At 71.7% G+C, this 26,566-nt stretch carries 18 protein-coding genes; 5 read left to right on the top strand and 13 right to left on the bottom strand.

Features of this window, described 5'->3' with window-relative positions:
- Positions 1–61: 61 nt before the first annotated feature.
- The gene (gene tkt, locus BSZ37_RS01285) at positions 62–2,110 is read right to left on the bottom strand and encodes a transketolase (protein ID WP_245838589.1); all 2,049 of its coding nucleotides are present in this window, start codon (positions 2,108–2,110) and stop codon (positions 62–64) included.
- A gap of 240 nt (positions 2,111–2,350) precedes the next feature.
- On the opposite strand from tkt, the gene BSZ37_RS01280 reads away from it, so the two are divergent.
- From BSZ37_RS01280 to BSZ37_RS01270, 3 genes are all read left to right on the top strand, one after another.
- A complete protein-coding gene (locus tag BSZ37_RS01280; protein ID WP_095508804.1) occupies positions 2,351–5,293 on the top strand; it encodes a penicillin-binding protein 1A in 2,943 nt (980 codons plus the stop codon).
- A gap of 75 nt (positions 5,294–5,368) precedes the next feature.
- Positions 5,369–6,658 (top strand): sensor histidine kinase, encoded by a 1,290-nt coding sequence (locus tag BSZ37_RS01275; protein ID WP_095508803.1) that lies wholly within the window; start codon positions 5,369–5,371, stop codon positions 6,656–6,658.
- Between the two features lie 73 nt (positions 6,659–6,731).
- The gene (locus tag BSZ37_RS01270; RefSeq protein ID WP_095508802.1) at positions 6,732–7,238 is read left to right on the top strand and encodes a hypothetical protein; all 507 of its coding nucleotides are present in this window, start codon (positions 6,732–6,734) and stop codon (positions 7,236–7,238) included.
- Positions 7,239–7,352: 114 nt separating this feature from the next.
- Here BSZ37_RS01270 and nuoH read toward each other — a convergent pair whose 3' ends face one another.
- The 10 genes from nuoH to BSZ37_RS01220 form a co-directional block, all read right to left on the bottom strand.
- A complete protein-coding gene (nuoH, locus tag BSZ37_RS01265; RefSeq protein ID WP_095508801.1) occupies positions 7,353–8,414 on the bottom strand; it encodes an NADH-quinone oxidoreductase subunit NuoH in 1,062 nt (353 codons plus the stop codon).
- A 206-nt stretch (positions 8,415–8,620) separates the two neighbouring features.
- A complete protein-coding gene (locus tag BSZ37_RS01260) occupies positions 8,621–10,339 on the bottom strand; it encodes an NADH-quinone oxidoreductase subunit G (protein ID WP_095508800.1) in 1,719 nt (572 codons plus the stop codon).
- Between the two features lie 43 nt (positions 10,340–10,382).
- The gene (locus BSZ37_RS01255) at positions 10,383–10,928 is read right to left on the bottom strand and encodes a DUF4920 domain-containing protein (protein WP_095508799.1); all 546 of its coding nucleotides are present in this window, start codon (positions 10,926–10,928) and stop codon (positions 10,383–10,385) included.
- 32 nt (positions 10,929–10,960) lie between these two features.
- Positions 10,961–12,349, bottom strand: coding sequence for an NADH-quinone oxidoreductase subunit NuoF (gene nuoF / locus BSZ37_RS01250; RefSeq protein WP_095508798.1), 1,389 nt, complete (start codon positions 12,347–12,349; stop codon positions 10,961–10,963).
- A 12-nt stretch (positions 12,350–12,361) separates the two neighbouring features.
- Positions 12,362–13,162: a hypothetical protein gene (locus BSZ37_RS01245; RefSeq protein ID WP_095508797.1), complete on the bottom strand. Its 801-nt coding sequence runs from the start codon at positions 13,160–13,162 to the stop codon at positions 12,362–12,364.
- Entirely contained in the window at positions 13,162–13,851 is a 690-nt protein-coding gene (locus BSZ37_RS01240; RefSeq protein ID WP_095508796.1) for an NADH-quinone oxidoreductase subunit NuoE family protein, read from the bottom strand. The genes BSZ37_RS01245 and BSZ37_RS01240 overlap by 1 nt, the downstream gene beginning before the upstream one ends.
- 91 nt (positions 13,852–13,942) lie before the next feature.
- A complete protein-coding gene (gene nuoD / locus BSZ37_RS01235) occupies positions 13,943–15,394 on the bottom strand; it encodes an NADH dehydrogenase (quinone) subunit D (protein WP_179299416.1) in 1,452 nt (483 codons plus the stop codon).
- A 4-nt stretch (positions 15,395–15,398) separates the two neighbouring features.
- Positions 15,399–16,175, bottom strand: a complete 777-nt coding sequence (locus tag BSZ37_RS01230; RefSeq protein ID WP_218830358.1) for an NADH-quinone oxidoreductase subunit C — start codon at positions 16,173–16,175, stop codon at positions 15,399–15,401.
- A gap of 4 nt (positions 16,176–16,179) precedes the next feature.
- On the bottom strand, positions 16,180–16,725 hold the full coding sequence (locus BSZ37_RS01225) for an NADH-quinone oxidoreductase subunit B (RefSeq protein ID WP_095508795.1): 546 nt from the start codon (positions 16,723–16,725) through the stop codon (positions 16,180–16,182).
- Positions 16,726–16,812: 87 nt separating this feature from the next.
- Positions 16,813–17,190: an NADH-quinone oxidoreductase subunit A gene (locus tag BSZ37_RS01220; protein ID WP_095508794.1), complete on the bottom strand. Its 378-nt coding sequence runs from the start codon at positions 17,188–17,190 to the stop codon at positions 16,813–16,815.
- A gap of 334 nt (positions 17,191–17,524) precedes the next feature.
- Between BSZ37_RS01220 and BSZ37_RS01215 the strand changes: the two genes are divergently transcribed.
- A complete protein-coding gene (locus BSZ37_RS01215) occupies positions 17,525–20,449 on the top strand; it encodes a serine/threonine-protein kinase (RefSeq protein ID WP_095508793.1) in 2,925 nt (974 codons plus the stop codon).
- 33 nt (positions 20,450–20,482) lie between these two features.
- Positions 20,483–20,788, top strand: a complete 306-nt coding sequence (locus BSZ37_RS01210) for a hypothetical protein (RefSeq protein ID WP_095508792.1) — start codon at positions 20,483–20,485, stop codon at positions 20,786–20,788.
- Positions 20,789–20,987: 199 nt separating this feature from the next.
- Here BSZ37_RS01210 and BSZ37_RS01205 read toward each other — a convergent pair whose 3' ends face one another.
- Together BSZ37_RS01205 and BSZ37_RS01200 are read right to left on the bottom strand one after the other, a co-directional pair.
- Positions 20,988–22,874, bottom strand: coding sequence for a CHAT domain-containing protein (locus tag BSZ37_RS01205; RefSeq protein ID WP_095508791.1), 1,887 nt, complete (start codon positions 22,872–22,874; stop codon positions 20,988–20,990).
- A 15-nt stretch (positions 22,875–22,889) separates the two neighbouring features.
- A complete protein-coding gene (locus tag BSZ37_RS01200) occupies positions 22,890–26,357 on the bottom strand; it encodes a DUF7379 domain-containing protein (RefSeq protein WP_095508790.1) in 3,468 nt (1,155 codons plus the stop codon).
- Between the last annotated feature and the right edge of the window lie 209 nt (positions 26,358–26,566).

The raw sequence follows: 26,566 nt of genomic DNA, 5'->3' as shown, positions 1-26,566 counted from the left end.
GCCGCCCCAAAGGGAGCGACGCCTTCGAAACCTGGATGCCATCGGCCCCAGGAAAAGGGCGCTAGCCCATCACGCGGCGGGCGGCCTCGACGACGGCCTGAGCCGTGATGCCGAGGTCTTCGAGCGCCTCGTCCCCGGGCGCGCTCGTCCCGAACCGGTCGATGCCGACCACGGCCCCGTCGAGGCCGACCACGCGGCCCCAGCCGAGCGGGCTGGCCGCCTCGATGGCTACGCGAGCACGGACTGACTTCGGAAGCACGGACTCCCGGTACGCCTCGTCCTGCTCGAAGAACCGGCGGTCGCACGGCATCGAGACCACGCGGCAGCCGGCGCCGAGCGTGTCCTTGGCCTCCAGCGCCGCGCCGACCTCCGCGCCCGTCGCGACGACGATGACCTCCGGTTCGCCGTCGGAGTCGGCGAGGACGTAGGCGCCCTTGGCGACGCCGTCCGCGGCCGCCTCGGCGGTGGCCGCGAGGGTGGGGAGGTTCTGACGGCTGAGGGCGAGCGCGGTCGGCGCCGTGCTCTCGAGGGCCAGCTTCCAGGCCGCGGCCGTCTCGTTGGCGTCGGCCGGGCGGATGACGTAGAGGTTCGGGATGGCCCGGAGCCCGGCGAGCTGTTCGATGGGCTGGTGCGTCGGGCCGTCCTCACCGAGGCCGACCGAGTCGTGCGTGAAGACGTGGACCACCGGCGCATCCATGAGCGCCCCGAGGCGGACGGCCGCCTTCATGTAGTCGGAGAAGATGAGGAACGTCCCGCCGTACGGCCGGACGCCGCCGTGCAGCGCCATCCCGTTCATGATGGCCGCCATCCCGTGCTCGCGAACGCCGTAGTGGACGTAGCGCGCCGCGGGCGTGTCGAACTGCATGTTCTCCATGCCCGCCGCCTTCGTCTTGTTCGACGGCGTGAGGTCGGCCGAGCCGCCGATGAGCTCGGGGAGGACGGGCGCCAGGGCGTCGAGCACCTTGCCCGAGGCCGCCCGGCTCGCCATGCCCTTGGCATCGGCCTCGAACGTCGGGAGCGCGTCGGCCCAGCCCTCGGGGAGGCGGCCCTCGATCCGGCGCGTGAGCTCGGCGGCCTTCTCGGCGTCGGCCTCGGCGTAGGCCGTCATGTGGCCCTCCCACTCGCAGTGCTCCTGCGACCCGCGGAAGGCCTGCTCGTGGAAGAGCGTCTTGGCCTCGTCCGGCGCGTAGAAGTCCTCTTGGGGAAGGTCGAGGTTCTTCTTGGTCGCCTCGATCTCGGCGGCGCCGATGGCGTCCGAGTGGATGTCGTGCGTGCCGGCGAGGTTGGGCGAGCCGTAGCCGATCGTCGAGCGGCAGACGATGAGGCTCGGCCGGTCGAGCACGTTCCGCGCCGTCGAGAGGGCGTCGGCGACGGCCTCGTTGTCGTGGGCGTCGACGTCGCGGATGACGTGCCAGCCGAGGGCCTCGTAGCGCCCGGCCCGGTCCTCGGTGAACGCGAGGTCCGTCGAGCCGTCGATCTGGATGTAGTTGTCGTCGTAGAGCACGACGAGCTTGCCGAGCCCCTGGTGGCCCGCGAACGACGAGGCCTCGTTCGAGACGCCCTCCTGGAGGTCGCCGTCGGAGGCGATGACGTACGTGTAGTGGTCGACGACGACGTGCTCGGGCGTGTTGTAGACCTTGGCCATCTGGCGCTCCGCGAGCGCCATCCCGACGGCCGTCGAGAGGCCCTGCCCCAGCGGCCCCGTCGTGGTCTCGACGCCCGGCGTGTGGTGGACCTCCGGGTGGCCCGGCGTCGCGCTGTGGAGCTGGCGGAACTGCTGGAGGTCCTCCAGCGACACGTCGTAGCCGCTAAGGTGGAGGAGCGCGTAGATCAGCATGGACCCGTGGCCAGCCGAGAGCACGAACCGGTCGCGGTCGAACCAATGGGGATCCTTCGGGTTGTGCTTCAGAAAGCGGCCCCAGAGGACCGTCGCGGCGTCGGCCATGCCCATCGGCAGGCCCGGGTGGCCGGAGTTGGCCTTCTCGACGGCGTCGATGGCGAGGCCGCGGATGACGTTGGCGGTGAGCGTCTCGAGGCGGGCGCGCTCCGCGGCGGACCGCTCGGGCGCGGGGTCGTCCATCTCGGCGGTGGTGACGGGCTGATCGGACATGGAGTCGGGAGGGGAAAGGCGTCTCCGACAAGCTACGGAGCGGCCGCCGCTTCGATCCCAGTCGTCTTATCTGTTCACGGTCTCGTTTTCGGCCGCACACCTCAGCCCCTCCGCCTCGGCGTCGAGGTGGAGGCGGTCGGATACAACCGGGGCGGGTCGTGCGTTAGAGCCGCCGCCCACGCCCCGGCGTATCTCCGGCGCCGCTTCTGCGTACGCGCCCCGTTGCCATCGCCGTCCCCCATGTCTGAGCCCGACCCGAAGCCGGCCGCCCCCACGCCGACGCCGTCGAAGACGTCGCGTTCGCTGGCGCCGACCTCCGGTTGGCGGCGTGCGCTGGCGTGGGTCTGGGCCAAGCTGGCGGCCATCGCCGTGTGGATCTGGACGCGCCTTCGGACGAGCGGACGGCGCGTGTGGACGGAGGTCCGAAACGAGGAGAACCCGCGCTCGACCCGCGTGCTGTGGGCGGCCGGCGGCGTCGCGGGCACCGGCGGGGTGGTCGCCGTGGCCGTCGGCGTGCTCCTGTTCGGCTACGCGATCCTCCTGTGGCCATTCACGCCGTCCGTCTCGGACCTCCGAGGCGCCCGCGAGATCTACCCCTCGACCGTCGTCTCGGCCGACGGGACCACGCTCACGCGCTACGCCCGTCGCAACCGCGAGTGGAAGTCGCTCGACGAGATCTCGCCCCACGTCGTCGACGCGCTCGTGGCGACCGAAGACCGCCGATTCCGCTCGCACGGCGGGATCGACCTGATCGGGTGGGGCTCCGTGGCCGTCGGCGCCGCGACCGGTCGTGGGCTCCGTGGGGCCTCGACGCTCACGCAGCAGCTCGCGCGGAACCTCTTCCCGGACGAGATCGGCAACTCGGCGTCCGTCACACGGAAGCTCAAGGAGGGCATCACGGCGCTCAAGATAGAGCGGGTGTACACAAAGGACGAGATCCTCGAGCTATACCTCAACACGGTCCCGTTCCTCTACAACGCGCACGGCATCGAGATGGCCGCGCGGACCTACTTCTCGACCTCGGCCGACGACCTCGACCGGCTCCAGGCGGCCACGCTCGTCGGGATGCTCAAGGGGACGTCGTCGTACAACCCGCGGCGGAACCCGGAGCGGGCGCTGGCCCGGCGCAACGTGGTCCTCGGGCAGATGGTCCGGTTCGGCGACCTCCCCGAGGCGGAGGCGGTCGCGCTCCGCGACGAGCCGATGGGCCTCCGCTTCGAGCGCCAGCCGATGCAGACGAGCCGCGCGCCGCACTTTACCGAGCACGTCCGGGTTTGGCTGGAGGACTGGGCCGACGACAATGGCTACAGCCTCTACGGCGACGGCCTCACGATCCACACGACGCTCGACTGGCGGATGCAGCAGGCCGCGCAGGAGTCGGCCCGGAAGTTCGGCGACGCGCTCCAGACCGTCGCGGACGTGGAGTGGGGGCGGTCGACCGCCTCCGTCCTCGGCTCGACGACGGCGCCGTACTACCGCGCGGCCTCGCAGACGGCCCCGTTCGAGCGGTTCTGGACGCTCCGCCGCGACGCCGCCAACGCCTTTATCCGCGACACCGAGGCCTACCGCCGTGCCGTCACCGCGGGCGAGGCCGAGGACACCGTGCTGGAGCGCCTCCGCGGTGACCGCGCGTTCCTGGACTCGCTCCGCCAGCACAAGATGCGGCTGGAAGTGGCGATGACGGCCGTCGAGCCCGAGACCGGCCACGTCAAGGTGTGGATCGGGAGCCGCGACTTCGAGCGGTCGGCCTACGACCACGTGGCGCGGGCGCGCCGCCAGCCGGGCTCGACGTTCAAGCCGTTCCTCTACGCCCGCGCCCTCGAAGAGGGCTTCCGCCCCGACGACACGCTCCCGGACCGCGACGTCTCGATCGAGATGCCCGACGGCGTGGTCTGGCAGCCGACGAACGCGAGCGGGTCGGCCTCGGGGCAGGAGGTGAGCCTCCGCGACGGCCTCGTGTACTCGAAGAACACGATCGCCGCGCAGCTGGTGCAGGAGGTCGGCGCGCGGGACCTCGCGCGGACGGCCCGGCGCCTCGGCGTGCGGAGCGAGCTCGAGGCGGTCCCGTCGCTGGCGCTCGGCACGAGCGACGTGTCGCTTCTCGAGATGACGGCGGCCTACGCCACGATCGCGGCCGGCGGCGTCCGCCACCCGCCCGTCGTCGTGACGCACATCACGGACCGCGACGGCCACGAGGTCGCTCGGTTCGAGCCCGAGGCCGAGCGGGCGCTCGACCCGGACGTCGACGTCGCGCTCCTCGACATGATGCGCGGCGTGATCGACCAGGGGACCGGCACGCAGGTCCGCACGGCGTTCGCCGCGCGGGGCGACCTCGCGGGCAAGACCGGCACCACACAGGACGGCGCCGACGGCTGGTTCCTCCTCATGCGGCCCGACCTCGTGACCGGCGCCTGGGTCGGGTTCGACGACCCCCGCGTCACGTTCCGCAGCTCGTACTGGGGCCAGGGCGGCCACAACGCGCTTCGCGTCGTGGGCGACTTCAACCGGGCGCTCCAGAGCGCGAATCTCGTCGACACCGGTCTCGCGTTCCCGACGCCCGAAGAGGCCGACGACGCGGGGCCGGGGCTCTGGGCCCGCTTCACGCGTTGGGTCGGCGACGCGACGAGCGACTGGTTCGAGGGCGCCGACGTGCCCGAGGACTACGGCCCGCGCACGCCCGGCCGGCCCGGCCCCGACTACGACGAGATCGACGACCGGCCGCCGCGCCGTGACGACGGCCGCCGCGACGACGTGTTCGCCGAGAACGCCGAGTGGCTGGACGACGCCTGGGCCGAGCTCGACCGGATCGACGACCCGTTCCTCCGCGAGGCCGCCCGTCAGGTTCTCGAGGGCGCCGCCCGCGAGATCCGCCGCAACGGGTGGCGCGACGGCTGGTCCGACCGCGTCGAGCGCGCGCAGGAACGGGCGATGGCGCGCGCCCAGCGCGAGATCGAGCGCGGCGCCGACGACGCCCTCCGCCGGGAGGGCCTGGCCGACGTCGAGGTCTTCGAGGACTCCGGCGACACGGACGGCGGTGTCTTCGCCGACGAACTGGACGACGCGCCCGGCATCGAGATGACGCCACTGGAGGACGCGCCGGTCGCCCCGCCGCCGGCAGAGCCCGACCCGCGGTACCCGGGTCGCGAGCGCGTCCCCGACGCCGACGGCCGGATCGGCTGGTAGCCCCGCCCGCCTCGGCGCCGAGGCGGGCCAAGTCCGGCGACCCGCGCTAGGTTCTGGGCCCTCGCCCCCCTGGCCATGTCCGAGACCGATCCCGAGGCCGACGTCCGCGCGGCCATCCACGCCCTCCTCCACGACTGGGTGGACTCGTCGCCGGAGGCGACCGAGCGGTTCCTCGGCGCCGTCCGCCCGTCGTTCACCGGCTACGGCACTGGGCCCGGCGACTACTACGCCGACGCGGGCGAGCTCCGGGAGATGGTCGTCCGCGAGCACGCGGGCATGTCGTACCCGTTCACGCTCGACATCCCGTGGACGACGGTCCACGTCCTCAGCGAGACGGCGGCCGTCGCCGTCGGCGAGATCGCCGTCACCATCGAGCTCCCCGACGAGACGGTCGTCGAGCGGCCCCGCTTCACGTTCGCGCTCCGCCGCGAAGGGGGGCGGTGGATGCTCGCCCACTTCCACTTCTCGGTCCCCGACGCGATGCAGGAGGACCGGGACACGATGAACGACCTCCTCGACACGCGGACGCGCCAGCTCCAGGCCGAGGTCGAGCGGCGGACGGCCGAGCTGAACGCCGCCGTCGACGACCTCAAGGCGGCGCAGGCCCGGCTCGTGCAGCAGGAGAAGATGGCCAGCCTCGGACAGCTCACGGCCGGCATCGCCCACGAGATCAAGAACCCGCTCAACTTCGTGACCAACTTCGCCGGCCTCTCGGTCGAGCTGGTCGGCGACCTGGACCAGGTGGACGACCCCGAGGAGCGGGCCGAGATCCTCGCCGACCTCCGGACGAACGCGGAGAAGATCCAGAGCCACGGCCGCCGCGCGGACTCCATCGTCCGCGCGATGATGGCGCACGCGCGGAGCGGCAGTGGAAACCGCCAGACGGTCGTGCTCGACGACCTCGTGGCCGAGTACGCCGACCTCGCGTGGCACGGCCTGAAAGCCCGAAAGCCGAACGCGAAGGTGGAGGTCCGGCGCCAGCTGGCGGCCGAGGGCGCCGAGGTCGACATCGTGCCCGAGGAGATCGGCCGCGTCCTCATCAACCTCCTCGACAACGCCTTCGACGCCGTCGCCGAGCGCGCCGAGGCGGAGGGCTCCGGCTACGCGCCGACCGTGACCGTCTCGACGCGGCGCACGGACGGAGCCGTCGAGGTCCGCGTCACCGACAACGGGCCGGGCCTCCCGGAGGCCGTGCGCGGCCGTGTGTTCGAGCCGTTCTTCACCACCAAGCCGACGGGCGAGGGGACCGGCCTCGGGCTCTCGCTGGCCCACGAGGTCGTAGCGCAGGGGCACGGCGGGGCGCTGGAGGTCGAGGACGTCGAAGGCGAAGGTGCGACGTTCCTCGTCACGCTCCCGACGGGCTGAGGCGGGGGCTCGGGTGTGACCTCGGGGGGCGAAGGCGCGGCTTTGGGAGGGCCCACCACGCCTCCTCTCTGCCATGCGCCTCCTCCTCTTCATGTTCGTCGCCGGGAGCCTGTCCGGCTGCGTCGGCCTCGGCCTCGATGACCTCTACCGCGACGTCGAGCGGTGGGACCCCCGCACCTCCGACTCCCGGACCGACCGCTACGACAGGGACGTCCGCCGCGACGTCGACAGCTACCTCCGCGACGTCGACCGGGCCGTCCGCCTCGACCGACGGCAGGAGCAAGAGATCGGCCGGATCCTCGAAGACCGGGCCTACGACTTCACGCGTCGCTACGACCGCGACCGGTACGTCGAGTCCCCCTTCCCGCGTGACCGCGCCTCGTCCCGCGAGGCCGAGCGGTGGTGGGACGACACGGACCGCGCCATCGAGCGCCGCCTCGAGCGCCGTCAGCGTGACGCCTACCGCGAGTTCGTCCGCCGCTTCGACGACCGTCGCTATCGGGACCGCCGCGACACCCGCTGGGAGCGCCGTGACCGCGACGACGACGACTGGGACGACGACGACTGGGACGACGATTGAGCCCGCCGCCTCGGTCCGCCCCCGGGCCTTGGCCTGACGTCGAGAAACCCGTAGGGGCACACCGGCGGTGTGCCCCTACGGGATCGAATCGCCGAACGGATCGCCGAGGCGGGCCTAGCCGACGAGCAGCTGGTAGCCGGCCACGAGGAGGGCGATCACGAGGATGTTCGCGATCGAGATCGGCAGCATGTACTTCCAGCCGAGGTTCATCAGCTGGTTGTACTTGAAGCGCGGGAGCGTCCAGCGGATCCAGATGAAGCAGAAGGCGAAGAACGAGACCTTCGCCAGGAAGACCGCCACCTGCAGGACCGTCAAGAACGCGCCGCCGAGGCCGAGCCACTCGATCAGGAAGACCTCACCGGGGATCAGATAGCCGCCCATGAAGAGCGTCGCGATGAGGAGCGACGCCATCCACAGGTTGACGTACTCGGCCAGGAAGAACATCCCGAACTTCATCCCCGAGTACTCCGTGTGGTAGCCGCCCACGAGCTCCTGCTCGGCCTCCGGGAGGTCGAACGGTGCCCGGTTCGTCTCGGCGAGCGCGCAGACGCTGAAGATGATGAACCCGACCGGGTTGCGGAAGATGTTCCAGCCGAAGAAGCTCCCGAGGTGGTTCTGGCTCTCGACGATGTCGAACAGGCTGAGGCTGCCCGAGTAGAGCACGACTGAGAGGGCCGCCGCGCCCATCGCCAGCTCGTACGAGATCATCTGGGCGCTCGACCGGAGCCCGCCGAGGAGCGAGTACTTCGAGTTCGAGCTCCACCCGGCCAGCGTCACGCCGTAGACCGAGATCGACGTCATGGCGAGCACGACGAGCAGGCTCACGCTGATGTCGGCGATCGCGAGCGGGTCGCCGCTGGGCGTCCGCGCCCAAGGGATCAGCGCGCCCGTGCTCATGGCGATGACCACCATCAGGACCGGGGCCAGGCTGTGGATAAACTCGTTCCCCTGCGCCGGCACGATGTTCTCCTTGAACATCAGCTTGAACACGTCGGCGAACGACTGGAAGAAGCCGCCGGGCCCGACGCGGTTCGGTCCGGACCGCTCCTGGATGAACGCCGACACCTTCCGCTCGGCGTAGACGAGCGTCGAGGCGACGATGAGGAAGAAGTTGAGCATCAGGAAGATGACGATCGGCAGATCGAGCACTTCCCAGATGGCGGCGGCGGCGTCCATTCGAACGGAGAGCGTGGGGCGTGGAGCGTAGGAAGGCTACGCGCGTTCCCCGGGTCGTGTCACCCCGGGGAGCGGAAGGACGAAGGATCTTCGCGCCCGCTCGGGATGGCAAGGGGTGAGGGACCCACTGGCGTCGGTCGCCAGCGGGGGAGAAAGAACGGGGGGCCCCGCCTCGGGGAGTCCGCGGGCGGACGAGGCGGAGGGGGCTAGGCGTCGAGCTCGGCCGGCGCGTCGGCCGTCTCGAGCGGGACGCCGAGCATCGACATCGCGCCGTGCGTGGCGCCCGAGAACTCCGGCCGCGCGGCGACCTCGTCCATGATCTTCGCAGGCGACTTGTACGAGAGGTCGAACCCGACCTCCTTGGCCACCTGCGGGATCGTGGCCCAGCCGGGGAGGCAGTCGACCTGGTTGGCCTCGTCGTGCCAGCGGTCGAAGGGCGTCCCGACGCGGTCGTTCCGGCTCTGGCCGGTCCCGAGCGCCATCAGGAGCGAGCGGTTCATGGCCTTGACCATCTTGGCCGGCCGGAGCAGCTGCGCGCGCCCGTCCTCGTTGACGTAGGTGCCGAGCGTCTCGACCGACATCGTGATCGGGAGCGTGACCGTCGCCGAGGTCTGGTTGGTCGTATGGGTCGAATGCAGAACGACCGGCGTGTCGCCGAGGTCGGCCGCCGAGAGGACGCCGGCCGCGACCGGGTCGTCCTGGAGCACGTACACGAGCGACGCGCTGGCGACGGCGCCCGCGAGGAGGGCGGGGTCGACGGGCTGCAGGCCGAGGCGCTCGCAGCCGGCCGTGTTCGGGGCCGGGTCGGAGGAGTGGAGCCAGTCGTCGCCGTCCCACTCGCCGCGGCGGTCGATAAAGCGCGGGGCCTCGGCCCCGACGGCCTCGGCGAGCCGCTGGAGGAGGTAGTTGTCCTCGACCGTCGCGTACGCCGAGCCGAGGAAGAGCACGTTCGAGCCGGCGTCCTTGAGGAGCTGGCCGGCCTCCCGCGCCGCGGCCTCCCACGTCGTCGGGCGGCCGTGGATCTGCGGACCCGAGGCGCGGTCCTCGTTGTACGTCTTGAACACGAGCCGGGCCGCGTCGGGCATCCAGTACTCGTTGACGTCGAGGTTCTCGCGCGGCGTGATCCGGAGGACCTGGTTGTTCTTGGTCCACACGTCGACGTTGATCCCCTTGCCGCCGAAGTCGGAGACGGTCGGGGTGTGGGCCATCTCCCAGACGCGCGCCTGGAACCGGAAGTAGTCCTCCGTCAGCGCGCCGACGGGGCAGATGTCGGCCGTGCACATCGAGTAGGCGTCGTCGAACACCTGGCCCGGCGCCGTCATCGGGTGGTTCTTGTCGCCCCGGTTGATGATCGTGAGCTGGTGCGTCTCGGTGATCTCGGCCGTGAAGCGCGTGCACCGCGTGCAGTTGATGCACCGCTCGGCGTCGAGGACCACGTTGGGCCCGAGCTGGACGCGCTTCGGCTTGTGGACCTTCTCGAACTCGAAGCGGCTCCCCTCCGGGCCGTACTTGTAGGCCTGGATCTGGAGCGGGCACTGGCCGGCCTGGTCGCAGATCGGGCAGTCCAGCGGGTGGTTCGCCAGCATGATCTCGAGGTTGTCGGCCTGGGCGGCGGCGACCTCCTCGGAGTCGTTCTGGGTGTGGACCACCATCCCCTCGGTGACGTCGAGCGCGCAGCTCGGCATCAGCTTCGGGAAGTAGTTGATCTTGGGGTTGCCGTCGTCGTCGAGGACCGGCTCCTTCGTCTCCCGGTCCATCATCGGCGTGCCGGCCTTCACGAGGCACTGGCGGCAGTTGGCCGGGACCGAGAGCGACGGGTGGTAGCAGAAGTGGGGGATCTCGGTGCCCTCGTCGAGGCAGAGCTGGAGCAGCTTCTGCCCCGGCTCGAACTCGTGAGCCTTCCCGTCGATGATGACCTGCGGCATGGATGCGGAGTGCGTCGTGCGGAGTGCGTGCGGTGGGGCGGACTTAGGCGGGCGCGGTGCCGGGCGCGCGGTCGGCGGCCTCGGCCAGCTCGGCGCCGAGGGCCGTTAGGACGAGCGTCTGCTTGGGCTCGGTGATCGCGGCGACCTCGTCCTCCGACGCCCCGCCATCCTCGGCGTAGTGCCGCTGGTCCTCGACGGAGGTCGTCTCGACCTCGAGCGTGCCGGCCACGCGGACGGTCTGCCCGGAGACGTCCTTCGGGAAGGTGAACACGTAGCTCTCGGTCTCGTCGCGCGGCACGTTGACGCGGACGGTCTGGCCGGCGTCGTTCGAGAACGTGAGCCAGCAGCCGGCCATCTGACAGACCTCGCGGGCCACGCCCTCGACGACGACCGTCTTGCCGGCGTACGCGTCGGGGTTGGCGATGAGCTCGTCCGGCGACAGGGCCGCGCCGTCGGGCACGGTCTCGCCAAAGGCGACGTCCGAGGGCTCGGCCACGCCCGCCTCGGTGGCGTCGTCGGCGGGCGCCTCCGCCGGGTCGGCGCAGGCGCCGAGGCCGAGGAGGGCGATCAGGAGGAGGGAGCGCGTCATGGGGACGGGGCGCCGGCGGTCGGCGCAGCGGGCTAGGTGGTCGGGACGCCGGTGGGGGTGAGCTCGCCGGTCTCCTCGGTCGCGCCGTCGCCCGAGACGTCGGCGCCGGCGAAGGAGGTCGGCTTGCACTTGGCCTCGAACTCGTCGCGGAAGCGGCGGATGCCCCAGCGGACGGGCCACGCGGCGGCGTCGGCGAGGGCGCAGACGGTCCGGCCCTCCATCTGGTCGCAGAGGTCGAGCAGGAGGTCGAGGTCGCGCGTGTAGCCGTTCCCCTCGTCGATCCGGTGGAGCAGCTTCTCCATCCAGCCCGTCCCGTCGCGGCACGGCGTGCACTGGCCGCAGGACTCGTGGTGGTAGAAGTGGGCGATCCGGCGCGTGAAGCTCACCATGTCGGTGTCCTCATCCAGGAAACACAGGCCCGCCGTGCCCATCGAGGAGCCCGCCTCACGGAGCGTCTCGGCGTCCATCGTGGCCGGCTCGGCCATCTCCCACGTGAGCGGCGGCGTCGACGAGCCGCCGGGGACGACGGCCTTGATCTTCTTCCCGCCGCGCGCGCCGCCCGCCGCCTCCAGGAGGTCGGTGATGAGCATGCCCGTCGGGTACTCGTAGACGCCCGGCTTGTTGACGTGGCCCGAGATCCCGTAGAGGACCGGCCCGGGGTGCTTCTCCGGCCCGATCCCCGCGAACCACTCGGCCCCGCGGTTGACGATGAGCGGGACGTCGGCGAGCGTCTCGACGTTGTTGATCGTCGTCGGCATCCCCCAGAGGCCCTTCTGGGCGGGGAACGGCGGCTTAATGCGCGGATACGCCCGCTTGCCCTCCAGCGAGTTCATCAGCGACGACTCCTCGCCGCAGATGTAGGCGCCGGCGCCGTAGTGGACCACGAGGTCCGTCGAGAAGTCGGTGCCCAGGATGTTCTGGCCGATGTAGCCCTTCGCGTACGCCTCGTCGACGGCCTTCTGGACGTGGTCGACGTACTCGATGTACTCGCCCCTGATGTAGAGGTAGCACGTCTTGATCGTCATCGCGTAGCACGCGAGCACGATCCCCTCGATCATGAGGTGCGGGTTGTACTCGAAGATCTGGCGGTCCTTGAACGTGCCCGGCTCGGACTCGTCGCCGTTGCAGCAGAGGTACCGCGGCTTCTCGGGGTCGACGGGCGGCATGAAGCTCCACTTCAGGCCGGTCCCGAATCCGGCCCCGCCGCGCCCGCGGAGGCCGGAGGCCTTGACCTCGTTGGTCAGCCCGGTCGGGTCGTACTTGCCGTCCTTGACCACGTCGCGGAGGGCCTGGTAGCCGCCGTTCTGCTCGTAGACGTCGATCTGGTGGAGGTCCTTGATCGGCGGCAGGATGACGCGCTCGTAGGAGCGCCAGTCGCCGGCCTTGGACTGGCCCGTGAGGAGGGTGTCGGCGTCGGCCATGGTGAGGTGGGGTTAGCTGCGGACGCGGCGGCGCGCGGTCGGGGTGTGGACGGACGTGTCGGCGTCCGCCAGCTGGTCGATGAGGAGGTCGGCCTGGAGGACGGCCTCGGAGGTGGCGTCCCCGTCGAGGAGGAGGGCGAGCTCGCGGAGGGCCTCGTAGATCTGGCGCCGCGGGGTCGAGGGGCCGGCCGCCGCGGACTGCGCGAGGAGCGCGCTGCTCACCGCCATGAGGACGGCCAGCGCGATCAGGACCGCCTCGATGCCGGCCCCGGCGACGAGCGCGACGCCCAGCGCGAGCGGGGCGAGGACCACCGCGGTGAGCAGCCCGACCCGGCCGACCTCGGCGGTCTGGACCCGACGCTCGGTCATCTTCGCCAGCTCGGCGTTGATGAACGCGAGGTCGAGGCTCTCCAAGCGTTTCGTCTCGACGTACGTCAGGCTGCCGATGCCGCTCTGGCTCTGCGCGTTCGCGAGGTCGAGCTGGCTCAGGAGGATGCGGTGGACGCGGCGCTCGTCAGCCGTGAGGCCCGACAACGGGTCGGCGCCGGCGCGTCGCGCGCGGCGCGTCGGCCACGCGGCCTTCTCGAACGGCTTCACGACGCGCTCGGCCGGGCGGACGCCTCGGAGCGCCGGGGCCTCGGGCAGCGGCGTGCTGGCTGGGGCCGCCTCGGTCGAGGGCTCCGCCGAGGCGGGCGGGACCACGATCCCGGTCTTGCCCAGCGCCTCGGAGACCGGACCGCGCACGTCGAGCCGGAGGGCCGCGCGGGCGGCCTCCTCTCGGATGCGTCGGTCGGCGAGACGTGAGACGGCCACTAGTGGACGGAGTCGGAGACGGGCGGGGTCTGGTAGGCGGTCACGGCCTCGGCGTCGGTCCGGCGGTTGCCGCCGAGCTCGGCCTCGTCCTGCGGGAGCGTCACGCTCTCGAACGGGAGGTCCTTGCCCTCGCGGAGCGCGTCGACGAGCTGGTCGATCTTCTCCTTCGTCAGGTTGTGGACGTAGGCGCCGTTGGTGACCTGGAGCATCGGCGCGGAGCCGCAGGCCCCGAGGCACTCGGCCTCCTGGATCGTGAACAGGCCGTCCTCGGTCGTTACGCCTTTCGGCACGCCGAGCTTCTCCTCGAGGTAGTGGAGCATGTCGTACCCGCCGCAGACCTGGCACGAGAAGCACGTGCAGACGTCGAGGACGAAGGCGCCCTTGTCCTCCTTGAAGTACTGCGTGTAGAACGTGGCGACGCCGTAGACCTTCGCGTACGGGATCCCGAGCGAGCCGGCCACGAGCTGCATGACCTCGGGCGGGAGCCAGCCGAACTTGCGCTGCGCGAGCCAGAGCCCCTTCATCACGGCCGCGTCGGCCGTCGGGTACTGCTTGCGGAACGTGTCGAGCTGGGCCTGCTCCTCGTCGGTCCAGACGAGCTCGTCGTCGGAGAACGTGCGCTCGGGCGCCTCGCCGGGCACGTACTGCGGCGTGGGCGAGACGAACGGGCCGGGGGTGTCGGGGGTCATGCTGGGTTCGGAGTTGGCTTGCGCCGTCCTGCGGGTCGGGGTTCAGGGGTCGGAGTCCGAGGAGTCCACCTCTGAACTCCGAACGCTGAACTCACTTGTCGGAGTCGCCGATGACGGGGTCGATGGAGCCGATGAGGACGACGGTGTCGGCCACCTGGGCGCCCTCCATCATGGTCTCGAGGCCCTGGAGGTTCTTGAAGGAGCCGGTCACGATCTTGACGCGCCACGGGCTGCCGGTCCCGTCGGAGACGAGGTGGAAGCCGAGCTCGCCCTTCGGGCTCTCGATGGCGTGGTAGGCCTCGGCGCCCTTCGGCGGCGCGACGCCCGTGTCCGTCATCATGAAGTCGTGGATCATGCCCTCCATCGAGTAATAGACCTCGTCCTTGGAGGCGTAAGCCGCCTTCGCGTTGTCGACGCGGATCGGGCCGGCGGGCAGCTTCTGGAGGCACTGCCGGATGATCTTGACCGACTGCTCCATCTCCTCGATCCGGACGAAGTAGCGGGCGAGCGAGTCGCCCTCGGTCCGCATCGGGATGTCGAAGTCGACCTGGTCGTAGACGAGGTACGGCTCGAAGATGCGGAGGTCGTGGGGGACGCCCGAGGCGCGGAGGGTCGGGCCGGTGTAGCCCTGCTCGATGACCTCCTCGCGCGAGAGGACGCCGACGCCCTCGTTCCGGTCGATCCAGATCCGGTTCCGGTTGAGGAGCTTCTTCCAGTCGGCGATCTGCTGCTCGAACTCGTCGCAGAAGCTGGCGATCATGGAGAGCGCCGCCGGCGAGAAGTCGAAGGCGAGCCCGCCGATGCGGGAGTGCGAGACGGTGAAGCGGGCGCCGGCGATCTCGTCGAAGATGGAGTAGATCTCCTCGCGGTACTTGAACGTCCAGAGGAAGACCGAAAGCGCGCCGGCGTCCATCACCATCGTCCCCGCCCAGAGGAGGTGGCTCGAGATCCGCGCCAGCTCGCACCCGATCGTCCGGAGCCACTGGGCCCGCTCGGGGGCCTCGATGCCGGCCAGCTTCTCGACCGCGAGGCACCACGCCACGTTGTTCGAGTAGGGCGACATGTAGTCCATGCGGTCCGTGTAGGGCATGAACTCCTGGTACGTCTTCACCTCGGCGAGCTTCTCGATGCCGCGGTGGAGGTACCCGATGTCGACGAGGCACTTCTCGATCGACTCGCCGTCGAGCTGGATCACGCAGCGGAGGGCGCCGTGCGTGGCCGGGTGCTGGGGCCCGAGGTTGAGGATCATCCGGCTCTCCAGCGGGTCCTCGCCCTTCGGGGTCACCATGGGGACGGCGGCGCCGCTGGCCCCGTCGCCCGAGACGTCGAGGCCGACCGCCTCGGTGCCGTCGCCGGCGGTCTCGTCGGGGCGGACGCTGGAGGGCGCGCGCTTCGTGGCGCCCGGGATCTCGACGTGCGTGTGCCGGTCGGCGAGGGCCTGGTAGATCGCCGCGTTGTGGCGCGGCCAGAACGTGAAGAGGTCCTCGCTCGATCCGGGCGCGGCGGCGTGGGCGTTCGGGGCGTTGGCGTCAGTCGTTGCCATGGGGTCAGCCGAGGTCGGAATCGAGGTCGTGCGGGATCTGGCCGTGGGCGCGCGGGAACGGGTCCGGCTGGAGCTCGCCGTCGGGCGTGTTGGCCGGGAGCGGGAGGCTGCCGGGGATGCCCAGCGTCGGGAATTCCTTCCGGGCCGGGTGGTACTCGAAGTCCTCCGGCATGTAGATCCGGCGGTGATCCTTGTGGCCCTCGAACCGGATCCCCATCATGTCCCACGCCTCGCGCTCGTGCCAGTTGGCGCCGGGGTAGACGTGCGTCACCGTCGGCACGACGGGGTCCTCCTCGTCGACGCGGACCTTGAGGCGGATCCGCTTGCGGGCCTCGAGCGCGCAGAGGTTGTAGAACACCTCGAACCGGTCGTCCTCGGTGAACCGGTCGATCGTCCCGATGTCGGTGAGGTAGTCGAAGCCGACCTCGTCGTGGAGGAACCGGCAGACGTCCTCGATCCGGGCCTTGTCGACGAAGACCGTCGTCTCGCCGGCGTACCCGACGACGTCGTGGATCGCGCCGCCGAACGTGTCCTGGAGCGCTTTGAGGACGTTCGGGACGATCCAGGTCGCCTTGGCGTGCGGGTTCTCCGTCTGGAGCCGCTCCATCTCGCCGGCGAGCGCGGTGCGCGGCGTGAAGTGGAACTTCAGCGTCTGCGTCTGCTGGGCCGGGTCGACGAACGGCGCGTCGTCCGGGCCGCCGACGAGGGCGTCGGCGAGGGGCGCGAGGGCGGCCGACGGCTGCGGCGTCTCCTCGGGGGTGGGGCGGTCGGTGTCGGCCATGGGACTACGCAGTGACGGGCTGGCCCTCGGGCGTGACGATCCGGCCCTCGACGAGCCGGTTCGGCGCCTCCGTAAAGCGGACGTCCTTCGCGACGGACTCGGTCGCGCGGATCTTCTCCTGGATGTCCATCAGCGCGTGGATGATGGCCTCCGGGCGCGGCGGGCAGCCGGGGATGTAGACGTCGACCGGGACGAAGTTGTCGATCCCCTGGACGACGCCGTAGCACCGGTGCATCCCGCCCGTCGAGGCGCAGGCGCCCTGGGCGATGCACCACTTCGGCTCAGCCATCTGGTCCCAGATCCGGCGGACCGTGTGGGCCATCTTGTAGGAGCACCACCCGGCGACGATCATGAGGTCGGCCTGGCGCGGGCTGAACCGCATGGCCTCCGACCCGAACCGGGCCACGTCGTACTTCGGGCCGGCGAACCCCATCATCTCGATCGCGCAGCACGCGAGGCCCATGGGCATGGGCATGAGGGAGTTCGAGCGGGCCCAGTTGACGACGGAGTCGACCGTCGTGGTGAGGAAGCCGCCTTCTTCGCTAAACATGGCGTTGCGTGGTCGTGTGGGGACTGTACCGAGGCGGGCGCACCCGGTTCGGTCGGGGTCCCGTTTTCAAACGAGACTGAAAGTGCGTTAGTCCCAGTCGAGCCCGCCCTTCTTGACGTCGTAGAGCAGCCCGACGACGAGGATCACGATGAACGTGCCGATCACGCCGAGCGAGGCGAGCGCGGCCCCGCCACCGGCCTCGAGGAACGTCCGGTAGGAGACGGCCCACGGGTAGAGGAACACGAGCTCGACGTCGAACACGATGAAGATCATCGCGACGAGGTAGAACTTGACCGAGTACCGGTCGCGGGCCGAGCCGACGGGGTCCTGGCCCGACTCGTACGGGCTCTGCTTGATCGCGCTCGGCTGGTGCGGCCCGAAGTACTCGGCGATCTTGAGCAGGCTCAGCGCGAGGCCCAGCGCGAGCAGGACCATCAGGAAGAGGGGCAGGAACTCGGTGATCATCGAGGGCGCCGCGGGCAGAGGAGGGGCCTCGAAAGCTACGACGCCCCGTGCCCCGCGCGGGTCCGGGCCTGCCCCACGGACGTGGACATCCCGGGAAGCCGAGGCGCCCCTCCGCCCGCCTCGGTGGGTCCGCAGGGCGACCGAGGCCGGCAGGGCCGGATGCGCCCGGGCGTTGGGCTGGAGGCGGTAGAAGGCGCCCGTCGAGGTCCGAAGGCTGCGGGAGTGGGGGGCGCCCGCGGCTCGTCGCCGGTCCCGTTGGCGGCCGGCCGCCGGACGCCCAGGATCGGGTCCGCCCGGGGTGCGGTATGTTCGACCGGCATCATCCTGGAAATCGATGGGGAGCCACGGGGGCACATCCGGCACGGACGGAGTCTCGGGGGAGGGGCCGGCCCACGCCGACCCCTACGGGCTCCAGGGCACCACGGTCGCGCACTACGCCGTCGAGGGCGTGATCGGCGGGGGCGGGATGGGCATCGTGTACCGCGCCCGCGACACGCGACTGCGGCGGGACGTCGCGCTCAAGTTCCTCCCGCCCGCGCTCAGCTCCGATGCCGGGGCCAACGAGCGGTTCGTGGCCGAGGCCCGGGCCGCCTCCGCGCTGGACCACCCCCACATCTGCACCGTCCACGAGATTGGGAGAGCCGACGACGGCAGCCCATTCATCGCGATGGCCTACGTCCCCGGGACCTCGCTCCGGTCGCGGCTGGACGAGGGGCCGATGGCGCCCGACGACGCGGCGGCCCTCGCCGCCCAGGTCGCGCACGGCCTGGCGTGTGCGCACGCGGCCGGCGTCATCCACCGCGACGTCAAGCCGGCCAACATCATGGTCACGCCCGACGGGCGGGCCAAGCTGGTCGACTTCGGGATCGCCAAGGCGACCGACGCGCTGCTCACGAAGGCCGGCACCACGCTCGGGACGATGGCCTACATGAGCCCGGAGCAGACGCGCGGGGAGCCCGTCGATGCGCGGGCGGACCAGTGGGCGCTGGGCGTCGTGCTGTACGAGATGCTCGCCGGCGAGCGGCCCTTCCAGGGCGCCTACGACCAGGCCGTCATCTATTCCATCTTGCACGAGGAGCCCCGGCCCCTGTCTGGCGTCCCCGCCCCGCTGGCGGCCATCGTCGGGCGGTGCCTCGAGAAGGACCCGGCCGACCGCTACCCCGACGCGTCGGCGCTCGCGGACGCCCTCGACGCGGTCCGGCAGGGCACGACAGCCCCGGCCGCGGCCCTGCCATCCGGTGACGAGGGGGCGTCTGACCGGACGGGGCGGCGGGGCCGCGGAGGCGCGCCCGTCGGGGTCGGCCTCCCCCCGCTCGACAGGGTCAAGGACCGCAAGCTCGTCCAGTGGGGGCTGGCCTATCTCGCCGGGGCGTGGCTCGTCCTCCAGGTGGTGGTCGCCCTCGGAGGGGTCTACGCGTGGCCCCAGTGGCTCCTCCGCGCGGTGCCGATCGTCCTCGCCGTCGGGTTCGTCTGTGCGCTCGTCGTCGCGTGGTACCACGGCGAGCAGGGCCGCTCGCGCGTGAGCGGAATCGAGGTGGGGGTCCTCGCGGCGCTCCTCGGACTGGCCGGCCTCGGCGTCGCCGTGGTCGGGCCCAGTGTGGGGGGCGGCGGGGCCGAGCGGAGCGTCGCGGTGGCCCCCGGGCTCCGTCAGGTCGCCGTGCTCCCATTCGCCAACGTCGGCGGCGGGGCGGAGAACCAGGCGTTCATCGACGGGCTCGTCTACACCATCGGCGCGTCGCTGACCGAGATGGAGCAGTTCTCGGACCGCCTCTCGGTCCTGCCCACCGACGACGCCCGGGCTCTGGAGGCCCGGGCGCCCCGAGAGGCCGCCGAGGCGCTCGGGGCCGACCTCGTGGTGAGCGGGAGCGTCCAGCGGGCCGACGACCGGGTCCGCCTGACGATGGAGGTCTACGACGCGGCGAGCGACCAGCGCCTGGGCAGCCGGGTCCTCGACAAGACCACGACCGATCTGCTGGCCTTCCAGGACAGCGTCGCGCTCGCGCTGGCGAGCCTGCTCGACGTGGAGCTCGACGAGGCCGCCCGCCTCGCCCTCGCCGCGGGCGGCACCGACAGCCCGCAGGCCTTCGACCTCTACACGCAGGCCCGCGGCACCCTCCTGGACTACGGGACGGAGGCGGCCATCGATCGGGCCATCGTGCTGTTCGAGCAGGCCCTCGCCCTCGACGACCGCTACGCCATCGCGTGGGCCGGGCTCGGCGAGGCCTACTGGCGGAAGTACGAGGCGACCAGCGACCCCCAGTGGGTCGAGCGCGCGTCCGAGGCCGGCGAGCGGGCCGTCGCGCTCGACGAGGACCTCGCGGCGGTCCGCGTGACGCTCGGGATGATCTACAAGGGGACCGGCCGCTACGCCGAGGCCGAGGCCGAATTCCGCCGCGCGCTCGCGCTCGACGAGACGAACGCGCTGGCCTACCAGCAGCTCGGCGCCACGCTCTACTTCCTCGGCCGGGTGGACGAGGCGGAGGTCGCGTACCGCCGGGCCATCGCGCTCAAGCCGGGCTACTGGGGGTTCTACAACAACCTCGGGAACGTCTACAACTACGTCGGCCGGCCGGAGGACGCGATCCCGCTGTTCCGCAGGGTGGTCGCGCTGAACCCGACGAACCCGTGGGGCTACACCAACCTCGGTGGGGCCTTCGAGCAGCTCGGCCAGCTCGACTCCGCTGCCGTGTGGTACCGGAAGGGCGCCCAGGCCAACCCCGCGGCGACCGGCCCGACGGCCGACGCGTACATCAACCTCGGGAGGCTCGAGTACGACCGAGGGGCCTACGCCGAGGCGGCCCAGTGGTACCGGCGCGCGGTCGTCCTCGACAGCCTGAACTCGGACCGCTGGTTCTTCCTCGGCAACGCCTACGCGCTCGAAGGTGACTCCGTCCGGGCCGACCGGGCGTGGCGACGGATGCTCGCCCTCGACACGCGCGTCGTGGAGGTGAACCCGAACGACGAGGACGGCCTGATCGGGCTGGCCTACGGCTACGCCTACACCGGCCGGTCCGAGCTCGCCCGCGAGGCTCTCAGGCGTCTCGTCGCGCTTCCGCAGAAGCGGCCGGGGACCTACGCCACCATCGCTCAGGTCTACGAAAAACTGGGGGATCGGACGCGCGCCTTAGATTCACTCCGCGACGGATTCGAGCAGGGGCTCGACCCGGACGCTGTCGAGCGCGACCCGTGGCTCGGCGCGCTCCGGGCCGACCCGGGCTACGCCCGCTTGCTCACGGCTCCTTCCTCTCCACCCGGGTGATCGCGTGGCGCGGTCCCCACTCTCCACGCTCCCATGCCCGACGTCAAGGTCACGATCGCCAGCGACGGCACCCCCTCGCCCTCCGACATCCCCGCCGGCCCCGGCGACACCGTGTCGTTCCACGCCGACGGGGCCGACGTCGTCCTGTGCATCGACCCGAAGTCGTTCTTCGGAGGTGCGCGGTACGAGATCCCGATGGGGCAGGTCGAGGCCCTCACGGTGCAGCCGGACGCCAGAGGGTCGTTCGAGTTCATGACGCTCGTCGGGGACCTGAGCGCGCCGTGCAAGGGCGGCCGAGACAAGCAGTACACCGGCGGCGGCGGCGGCGGCGGGGTCTAGCGGCCCACCCTCTCGGTGGTCGTGAACCGCTCGGGTGTTGCGGAAGGGCGCTCAGGCAGGTCGTCTTGATAAGTGATGGTCGAGCGCCGTCCTCTTATTATGCCACCATAACTTGCAGTAAATTAGCTTCAAGAAACAGGCATCTAGGCGTTGTGTGATTCGCGCAGAGATTCGTCGATCGAGCGCGTGGCCTCCCTGACTACTCCAGCGCGTACTCGTAGACGCTGACGCCGACGTAGCACTGCACCGTGGAGCAGTCGGTGAGGGTGACGGCGAGGGTGTAGGTGTCTGCCGACGTGGGGGTCACGCGGAGGCGGGGTTCGCTGCCGTCGTCCACAGTCACATCGCCCTGCGTCTCGAGGGGGGTGACGCCGTCGGCCTGGAGGAGCTCCAGGTAGAGGCCGGTGCAGTCGTCGTCGCAGACCCCGATCACCTCGTACTGGCGGTCCGGCTCCACGGGCAGAGGAATGAGCTCCGGCTCGTTCTCGAACAGGAACAGGATGGTCTCCATCTCACCCGCGATCCCGTCCGGCCGCATGTCGACGAGGTTCTGGGCCACGCTCAGCTGAACGGGATCGGCTGCGTACTCGGCGATTCCACTGTTGGAGACGAGGGCTCTCGCCTCGTCGGACGTCTCAGCCTCGTCGGGCGTCTCGGCCTCATCGGACATCTCGGCCTCCTCCACGCTGTTGTCGGCGGCCATGGAGGGGTCCTCGACGTCGCCGCTGCACTCGCCGATGGCGACCGCGAGGACCACGAGCCCGCCGAGGCCCGCCAGGACGCCGATGCCCCACGTCTTCACCTTCTGACCGATGCTCGTTGTAGGCGTGGCCGCCGCTGGCGGCCGCTCGGCGGGCGGCCGTTCTGCTCGCGGTCGTCCCGCCTGCGGCCGCTCGGCCGGCGTCGCTGGCGCGGGGGCGACGGCGGAGGGCCGGGCCTCTCCGCCGGAGGGCGGCTTCCCGAACAGGAAGCCGTCCGAGGCCCGCATGAACAGCACGGGGGTGGCCCACTCGAGAGAGCTCTCGTCGACCCGCCAGATGGCCCGCCGCCCGACGGCCACGGCCGCGTCGACCGGCTCGCCGTGGGCGATCATCGTGTAGAACTTGTCGGAGAAGGCGAGCGCGGCGGTGTCCGTGACGGGCACCTGCATGGCGACGACGGCCGGGATGCCGGCCGCGACGAGTGCCGAGGCCACGCCCGTGAACGGGTCGGCGCCGGCCCGGTGGCTGGCCCGGCCGGTGTCGCAGGCGTTGAGGAACACGAGGCGCATCGCGCGCCGCTCGGCGAGGTCGTCGCCGAGCTCGGCGGCGGAGAGCGGGGCGGACCGCCCGTGCTCGTCCTCCAGAAGCAGGACGCCGCCGCGCGAGTCGCTGAACCCGCCGTGGCCCATGTAGTGGAGGGCGTGGTACTGCCCGGTGTCGAGGGCGTCGTAGATCCTCCGCTCCGTGGCATGCTCGATGACGGTGACCTCCACACCGTCGAGGCCCTCCAGGATCTCGACGACGCGCCGCTTCTCCCCGTCGAGGTCGAGCGGGTGGGTGTCGGAGGGGTTGGCCAGGACCAGGAGCACGCGGAGTGGCGGCGCGAACGGGCGCATCGTGTAGGGCTGCGCCACGTCGAGCGACCGGATCACTGGGGTGTACATGGACCGGCCCAGCGCCTTGCGCGTCACGTCGTTGTAGATCAGCTCCCACGGGAGGCTGGCCAGCTTCGCGAGCTCCGGGTCGTTGGGGTCGATCTGGAGGCGGATCCGGACGCCGTTCTCCTTGCCGCTCCCCGCGCTGCGCATGAACGCGTCGCGGACCGGGCCGGGCAGGAGGGCGCGGAACAGCTCGCTCCCCACCTCGCGCTCGGAGACGCCGGCGGGCGCCTCGGCGCCTTCGAGGATCAGGTCGCGGCGGGGGCCGGCCGAGGCGCCCCGGGTCGCGCTCGACGCCTTCAGGAGAGCCTCGAGCCGGTACGCGTCGAGGTCCCCCGGGAGCACGAGCGGCGCGGACACGGCCCCGCTCGCCCTCGAGTTTGAGGAGACGTAGAGCCCGTCGGCCCGGTTCTCGATGCGGATCCAGAAGTTGCGGTACTCGGTCATCGGTTTGGGGCGGGGTCAGGCCTGGAGCCACGTGAGCAGGCGGGCCTGCGCGTCGGGATGCTGGAAGAACCCGGTGTGCGAGATCGCCGCGTCGGCGGCGAAGACGTGGCGGTCCGCCTCGGCGACCAGGTCCACCCCGTCGCCGTCGGTGTCGGCGTAGACGCTCGCGGTGGGGACGACGAGGTCGTTCGCGGATCCGAAGATGCGGCCCATCAGCCGGTTCTTGACCCACGCCGCCAGCCCCGGCTGCGTGGCCCGGTAGTCGGCGCCGAGGGCGAGGTAGCGGGTGTCGCCGCGCCCGTTGAGGGCGTTGAGGTCGCGGAGGAAGGGCCCGCCCGGCCGCATCGCCTGGAGCCCGTCGAGCCCCCCGAGGGCGCCCACGGCGAGCTGCTTCACGACGGTCACCACGCCCTCCAGGACGTCGGTCACGGGGGAGCCGGGGATGAAGTTGAGGAGGTTGGTGTAGGCGTCCACCAGCGTCCCCATGTGGTCGGGGTCGGCGAGGGAGGTGCCGGCGTTCGGCGACGCCACGAACACGACCGTCCCGACGCGCAGTGATCGCGCGCCCAGCGACAGCGCGCTCTGCTGCTCGGCGAGGACCCGGCTGACGAGCCCCCCGCGCGAGTGGCACACCACGTCGAGGTCGAGCGCGGCGTCGTCCGGGAGGTGCTCGACCAGCCAGCGGACGTTGGCCTCGGGGTCGTGCGAGAGCGTAAAGTGGTCGAAGGCGAACACGCGCCCGCCGTAGCGGTCGCCGAGCGCGGCCAGCGTCTCGGCGTCGAGCCCGCCGAAGGCCGAGTGGGCCCGACTGAAGGTGCCGTGGACGAACAGGAGCGACCGGCCCTCCCCGAGCCGCCGCCAGTCGTCGGCGCCGAGCGGGGCGGCGGGCGCCCGGAAGTCGGCGGGCGTGAACGGGCGGAGGGCGTAGGGCCGCCGTTTCTCCTCCCAACGCTCGGCGAAGTGGGCCCCGACGGCGCCGAGGACCGGGTCGATGAGGGGGAAGACGAGCCGCTTGATAAGCTTCGTCCCGACCGCGCCCACGAGCCCACGCGTGGCGACCGTCGCCGTCGGAGCGGGCCGGGCGTCGCGGATCACGAACGTCTGCGTGGCGCCCAGGCTGCGCGTGGCCGCCTGCGACTCCGCGACGTGCCACGTCGTGACGCCGCTCTCGTCGGTCGCCAGCAGGAGCTGGCCGTGGCCCTCGACGGCCGGCACGTCGACCCGGATCTCGGGCTCGGCGCCCAGGCTGCGCGTGGCGGGCACCCGGGCCTGCTGGATCTCGACCGTCTGGAGCGTCTCGACGTGCTCGCCCGCCAGCACGGCGTCGAGCGCGCCCGTCGTCGGCGCGGCGCTCCGGGTGCGGGCGCTGAACCGCGGCGGGGGGAGCACGCGGACCTGCCCCTCCAGCCCGCTCGCCCGGATCGTGATCTCGCCCAGGTCGAGGCCGCGCTCGCCGAGCGGGGCGCCCTGGCTGGTGCGGCGGAGGACGAACGTGCGCATGACCGTCGTCCAGTCGTCACCGGGCTCCGCCTCGTCGATGAACAGGTCGCGGGTCGGGGCCCCCTGGAACGTCCGGCGCAGGAGCGCCGAGAGGCTCGACCCGCTGCTGGGGTCGGCCGAGCGGACGCCGCCCTGCTTCAGCGCGGAGAAGTCGGTGGGGCGGGTGGTGACGAACGCCTTGAGCGTCTCCGTCCCCTCGACCGCCTCGGCGTCGCCGGGCTCCCGCACGAACGGGAACGTCGCGGGGAAGCCGAGCGGGATCCCCTTGGGGTAGCCCACCCGCAGGGTGTTGCCCGGCGCCAGCGCCTCGTTCGAGCCCGGCACCGTCAGCGGCGACACGGCGCCGGCCAGGCCGAAGTCGAGGACGTTGACGTAGACGTCCCCCGTGTGGTGGTTGGTCACGGTGAAGGCCAGCCGCTCGCCTTCCTCGAACACGACCTCGCCGCCCGCCTCGGGCTCGGCGTCCTGCCACGTGCCGTTGGCGAGCCGTTGGACCCGGAGGTCGATGGAGCCGCGGAGCGGGCCGGGCACTGGGTTGTCGAGGGCGAGGGCGATCCGGTAGCGGGCGACCGTCTCGAGGTTCTCCCGCATCAGCGTCTCGACGCCGGGCCTCGACGCCGGGTGGGGCGGGCACACCAGCCGCCCGTCCGCGCCGACGGCGGCCCACGTCGCCTCGGGGAGGGGGCCGAGTTGGGGGACGGCGTCGCCCTCGGCCACGGCGCCGCGCGGCGCCAGCCGGACCAGCCGGAGGTCGGCGGGCGCCCCCTCCGGCACGGCCTGGAGCACGGGCGACCGGTCGATCTCGGCCGCGACGCGCTGGCGGGCCTCGGCGTCGGGCACGCCCAGGTCCACGCGGAGCGCCGGGCTCGACGCCCCGCGGTGTACCTCGACGGCCCGCGCGCCGAGGCCGATCGACCCGCCCCTCGGCTCCTCCACGACCTCCGCCCGCGACTCGGCGGCCTCGACGCCGGTCACGCGGAGCCGGCCGAGGGCAGAGGCCGCCGCGACGGTCTTGGTGCCGGCCGGGTAGACGTCCCACTCTGAGCCGACGGTCAGGCCGTGCGCGGCTCCGCCGCCGAGCGTCACCGTCTGCCCGTCCCGCGCCGCGACGGCGACGAACGGCATCGGCACGAGGTCGCGGACGCCGAAGACGGCCCGGTCGAGGGCGCCTTCCATCTGGGGGTGCTGCTTCGACGAGTGGGCCGTGACCGACGGGCGGATGCGGTCGTAGACGTCGCGGTAGGTCGTGCCGGGCGTGGCCTCGCGCAGGGCGCGGACGAGGAAGTAGGTGAGGGCGCCGTGGGGCGTGTCGGCTTCCGAGGGGCGGTACTCGTAGGCGCTCTCGTCGTCGCGGCAGCCCGCGATCAGGACGTAGCGGTCGTGGAGCGGAAGCCAGCCGCTCGGCCCCTCGGGCGCCGTGACGCTCCGCGTGGGGACGCCCCCGGGGCGGCGGCCGATCTGGTCGGCGCGGCGCGTGTCGGGCGCGAGCGAGCGGGCACGGGCGCCGAACGCGTCGCGCGTGACCGTCCCCGAGTGGCAGCAGTCGAAGAGGAGCGTGAGGAACGGCGTCGTGGCCGTGACGCGCTGGATCCAGGCGTGGATCTCGTCGTCGGTGATGTCCGTGTTGGGGCCCGACTGGCGGACGCCGTCGTGCGGGACGATCGTCTCGTCGAGGCCGTCGGGCTCGTCGCCGTCGAGGTCGGTGATCTGTGAACCGTGCCCGGCGTAGTGGACCACCACGACGTCGTCCGCCTCCACCGCGTCCGCCAGCCGGTCGAGCGCAGCGAGGATGCCGGCGCGCGTCGCGGCCGCGTTGGTCAGGACCGTGACGTCCTCGTCGGCGAAGCCGAAGCGGTCGCGCAGCAGCCCCGCCATCGCGGTGACGTCGTTGACGCACCCCTCGAGCTGGTGGAACGCGCTGAGGTTCGGGTACTCGTCGATCCCGATGAGCAGCGCCCGCTTGCGAGGAGGCGAGGGAGCCATGGCCGGACGGAGGAAGGTGGCCAGAGAATACAGGTCGGGTTGCGATAATCCCTTCCCATCCTCCTGAGGCCCAGTGTTTTATGCCGGGCCTTCTGTCCCGTCGACGCTCGAGGTCCGGCCCCGGCTCCGTTGCGGAGGGGCCGGGTCGGCGAGGCCTCGCCAGCCGGTCGTGCTTCTCGACGCCGCACCCCGTCCGTTCGGCGACGGTC

It is taken from the genome of Rubrivirga marina, assembly GCF_002283365.1.
Lineage (GTDB): Bacteria > Bacteroidota > Rhodothermia > Rhodothermales > Rubricoccaceae > Rubrivirga > Rubrivirga marina.
The sequence above is the reverse complement of the archived record's forward strand: the minus strand, read 5'-3'. Positions and strand labels throughout refer to the sequence as shown.

Coding starts and splice junctions, on each gene's coding strand:
- BSZ37_RS01220 (WP_095508794.1), bottom strand. CDS start 17,190: ATGATCACCGAGTTCCTGCCCCTCTTCCTGATGGTCCTGCTCGCGCTG.
- BSZ37_RS01200 (WP_095508790.1), bottom strand. CDS start 26,357: ATGGCTCCCTCGCCTCCTCGCAAGCGGGCGCTGCTCATCGGGATCGAC.
- BSZ37_RS01275 (WP_095508803.1), top strand. CDS start 5,369: ATGTCCGAGACCGATCCCGAGGCCGACGTCCGCGCGGCCATCCACGCC.
- nuoH (WP_095508801.1), bottom strand. CDS start 8,414: ATGGACGCCGCCGCCGCCATCTGGGAAGTGCTCGATCTGCCGATCGTC.
- tkt (WP_245838589.1), bottom strand. CDS start 2,110: ATGTCCGATCAGCCCGTCACCACCGCCGAGATGGACGACCCCGCGCCC.
- BSZ37_RS01255 (WP_095508799.1), bottom strand. CDS start 10,928: ATGACGCGCTCCCTCCTCCTGATCGCCCTCCTCGGCCTCGGCGCCTGC.
- BSZ37_RS01225 (WP_095508795.1), bottom strand. CDS start 16,725: ATGTTTAGCGAAGAAGGCGGCTTCCTCACCACGACGGTCGACTCCGTC.
- BSZ37_RS01215 (WP_095508793.1), top strand. CDS start 17,525: ATGGGGAGCCACGGGGGCACATCCGGCACGGACGGAGTCTCGGGGGAG.
- nuoD (WP_179299416.1), bottom strand. CDS start 15,394: ATGGCAACGACTGACGCCAACGCCCCGAACGCCCACGCCGCCGCGCCC.
- BSZ37_RS01205 (WP_095508791.1), bottom strand. CDS start 22,874: ATGACCGAGTACCGCAACTTCTGGATCCGCATCGAGAACCGGGCCGAC.
- BSZ37_RS01230 (WP_218830358.1), bottom strand. CDS start 16,175: ATGGCCGACACCGACCGCCCCACCCCCGAGGAGACGCCGCAGCCGTCG.
- BSZ37_RS01260 (WP_095508800.1), bottom strand. CDS start 10,339: ATGCCGCAGGTCATCATCGACGGGAAGGCTCACGAGTTCGAGCCGGGG.
- BSZ37_RS01210 (WP_095508792.1), top strand. CDS start 20,483: ATGCCCGACGTCAAGGTCACGATCGCCAGCGACGGCACCCCCTCGCCC.
- BSZ37_RS01240 (WP_095508796.1), bottom strand. CDS start 13,851: ATGACCCCCGACACCCCCGGCCCGTTCGTCTCGCCCACGCCGCAGTAC.
- BSZ37_RS01280 (WP_095508804.1), top strand. CDS start 2,351: ATGTCTGAGCCCGACCCGAAGCCGGCCGCCCCCACGCCGACGCCGTCG.
- BSZ37_RS01270 (WP_095508802.1), top strand. CDS start 6,732: ATGCGCCTCCTCCTCTTCATGTTCGTCGCCGGGAGCCTGTCCGGCTGC.
- nuoF (WP_095508798.1), bottom strand. CDS start 12,349: ATGGCCGACGCCGACACCCTCCTCACGGGCCAGTCCAAGGCCGGCGAC.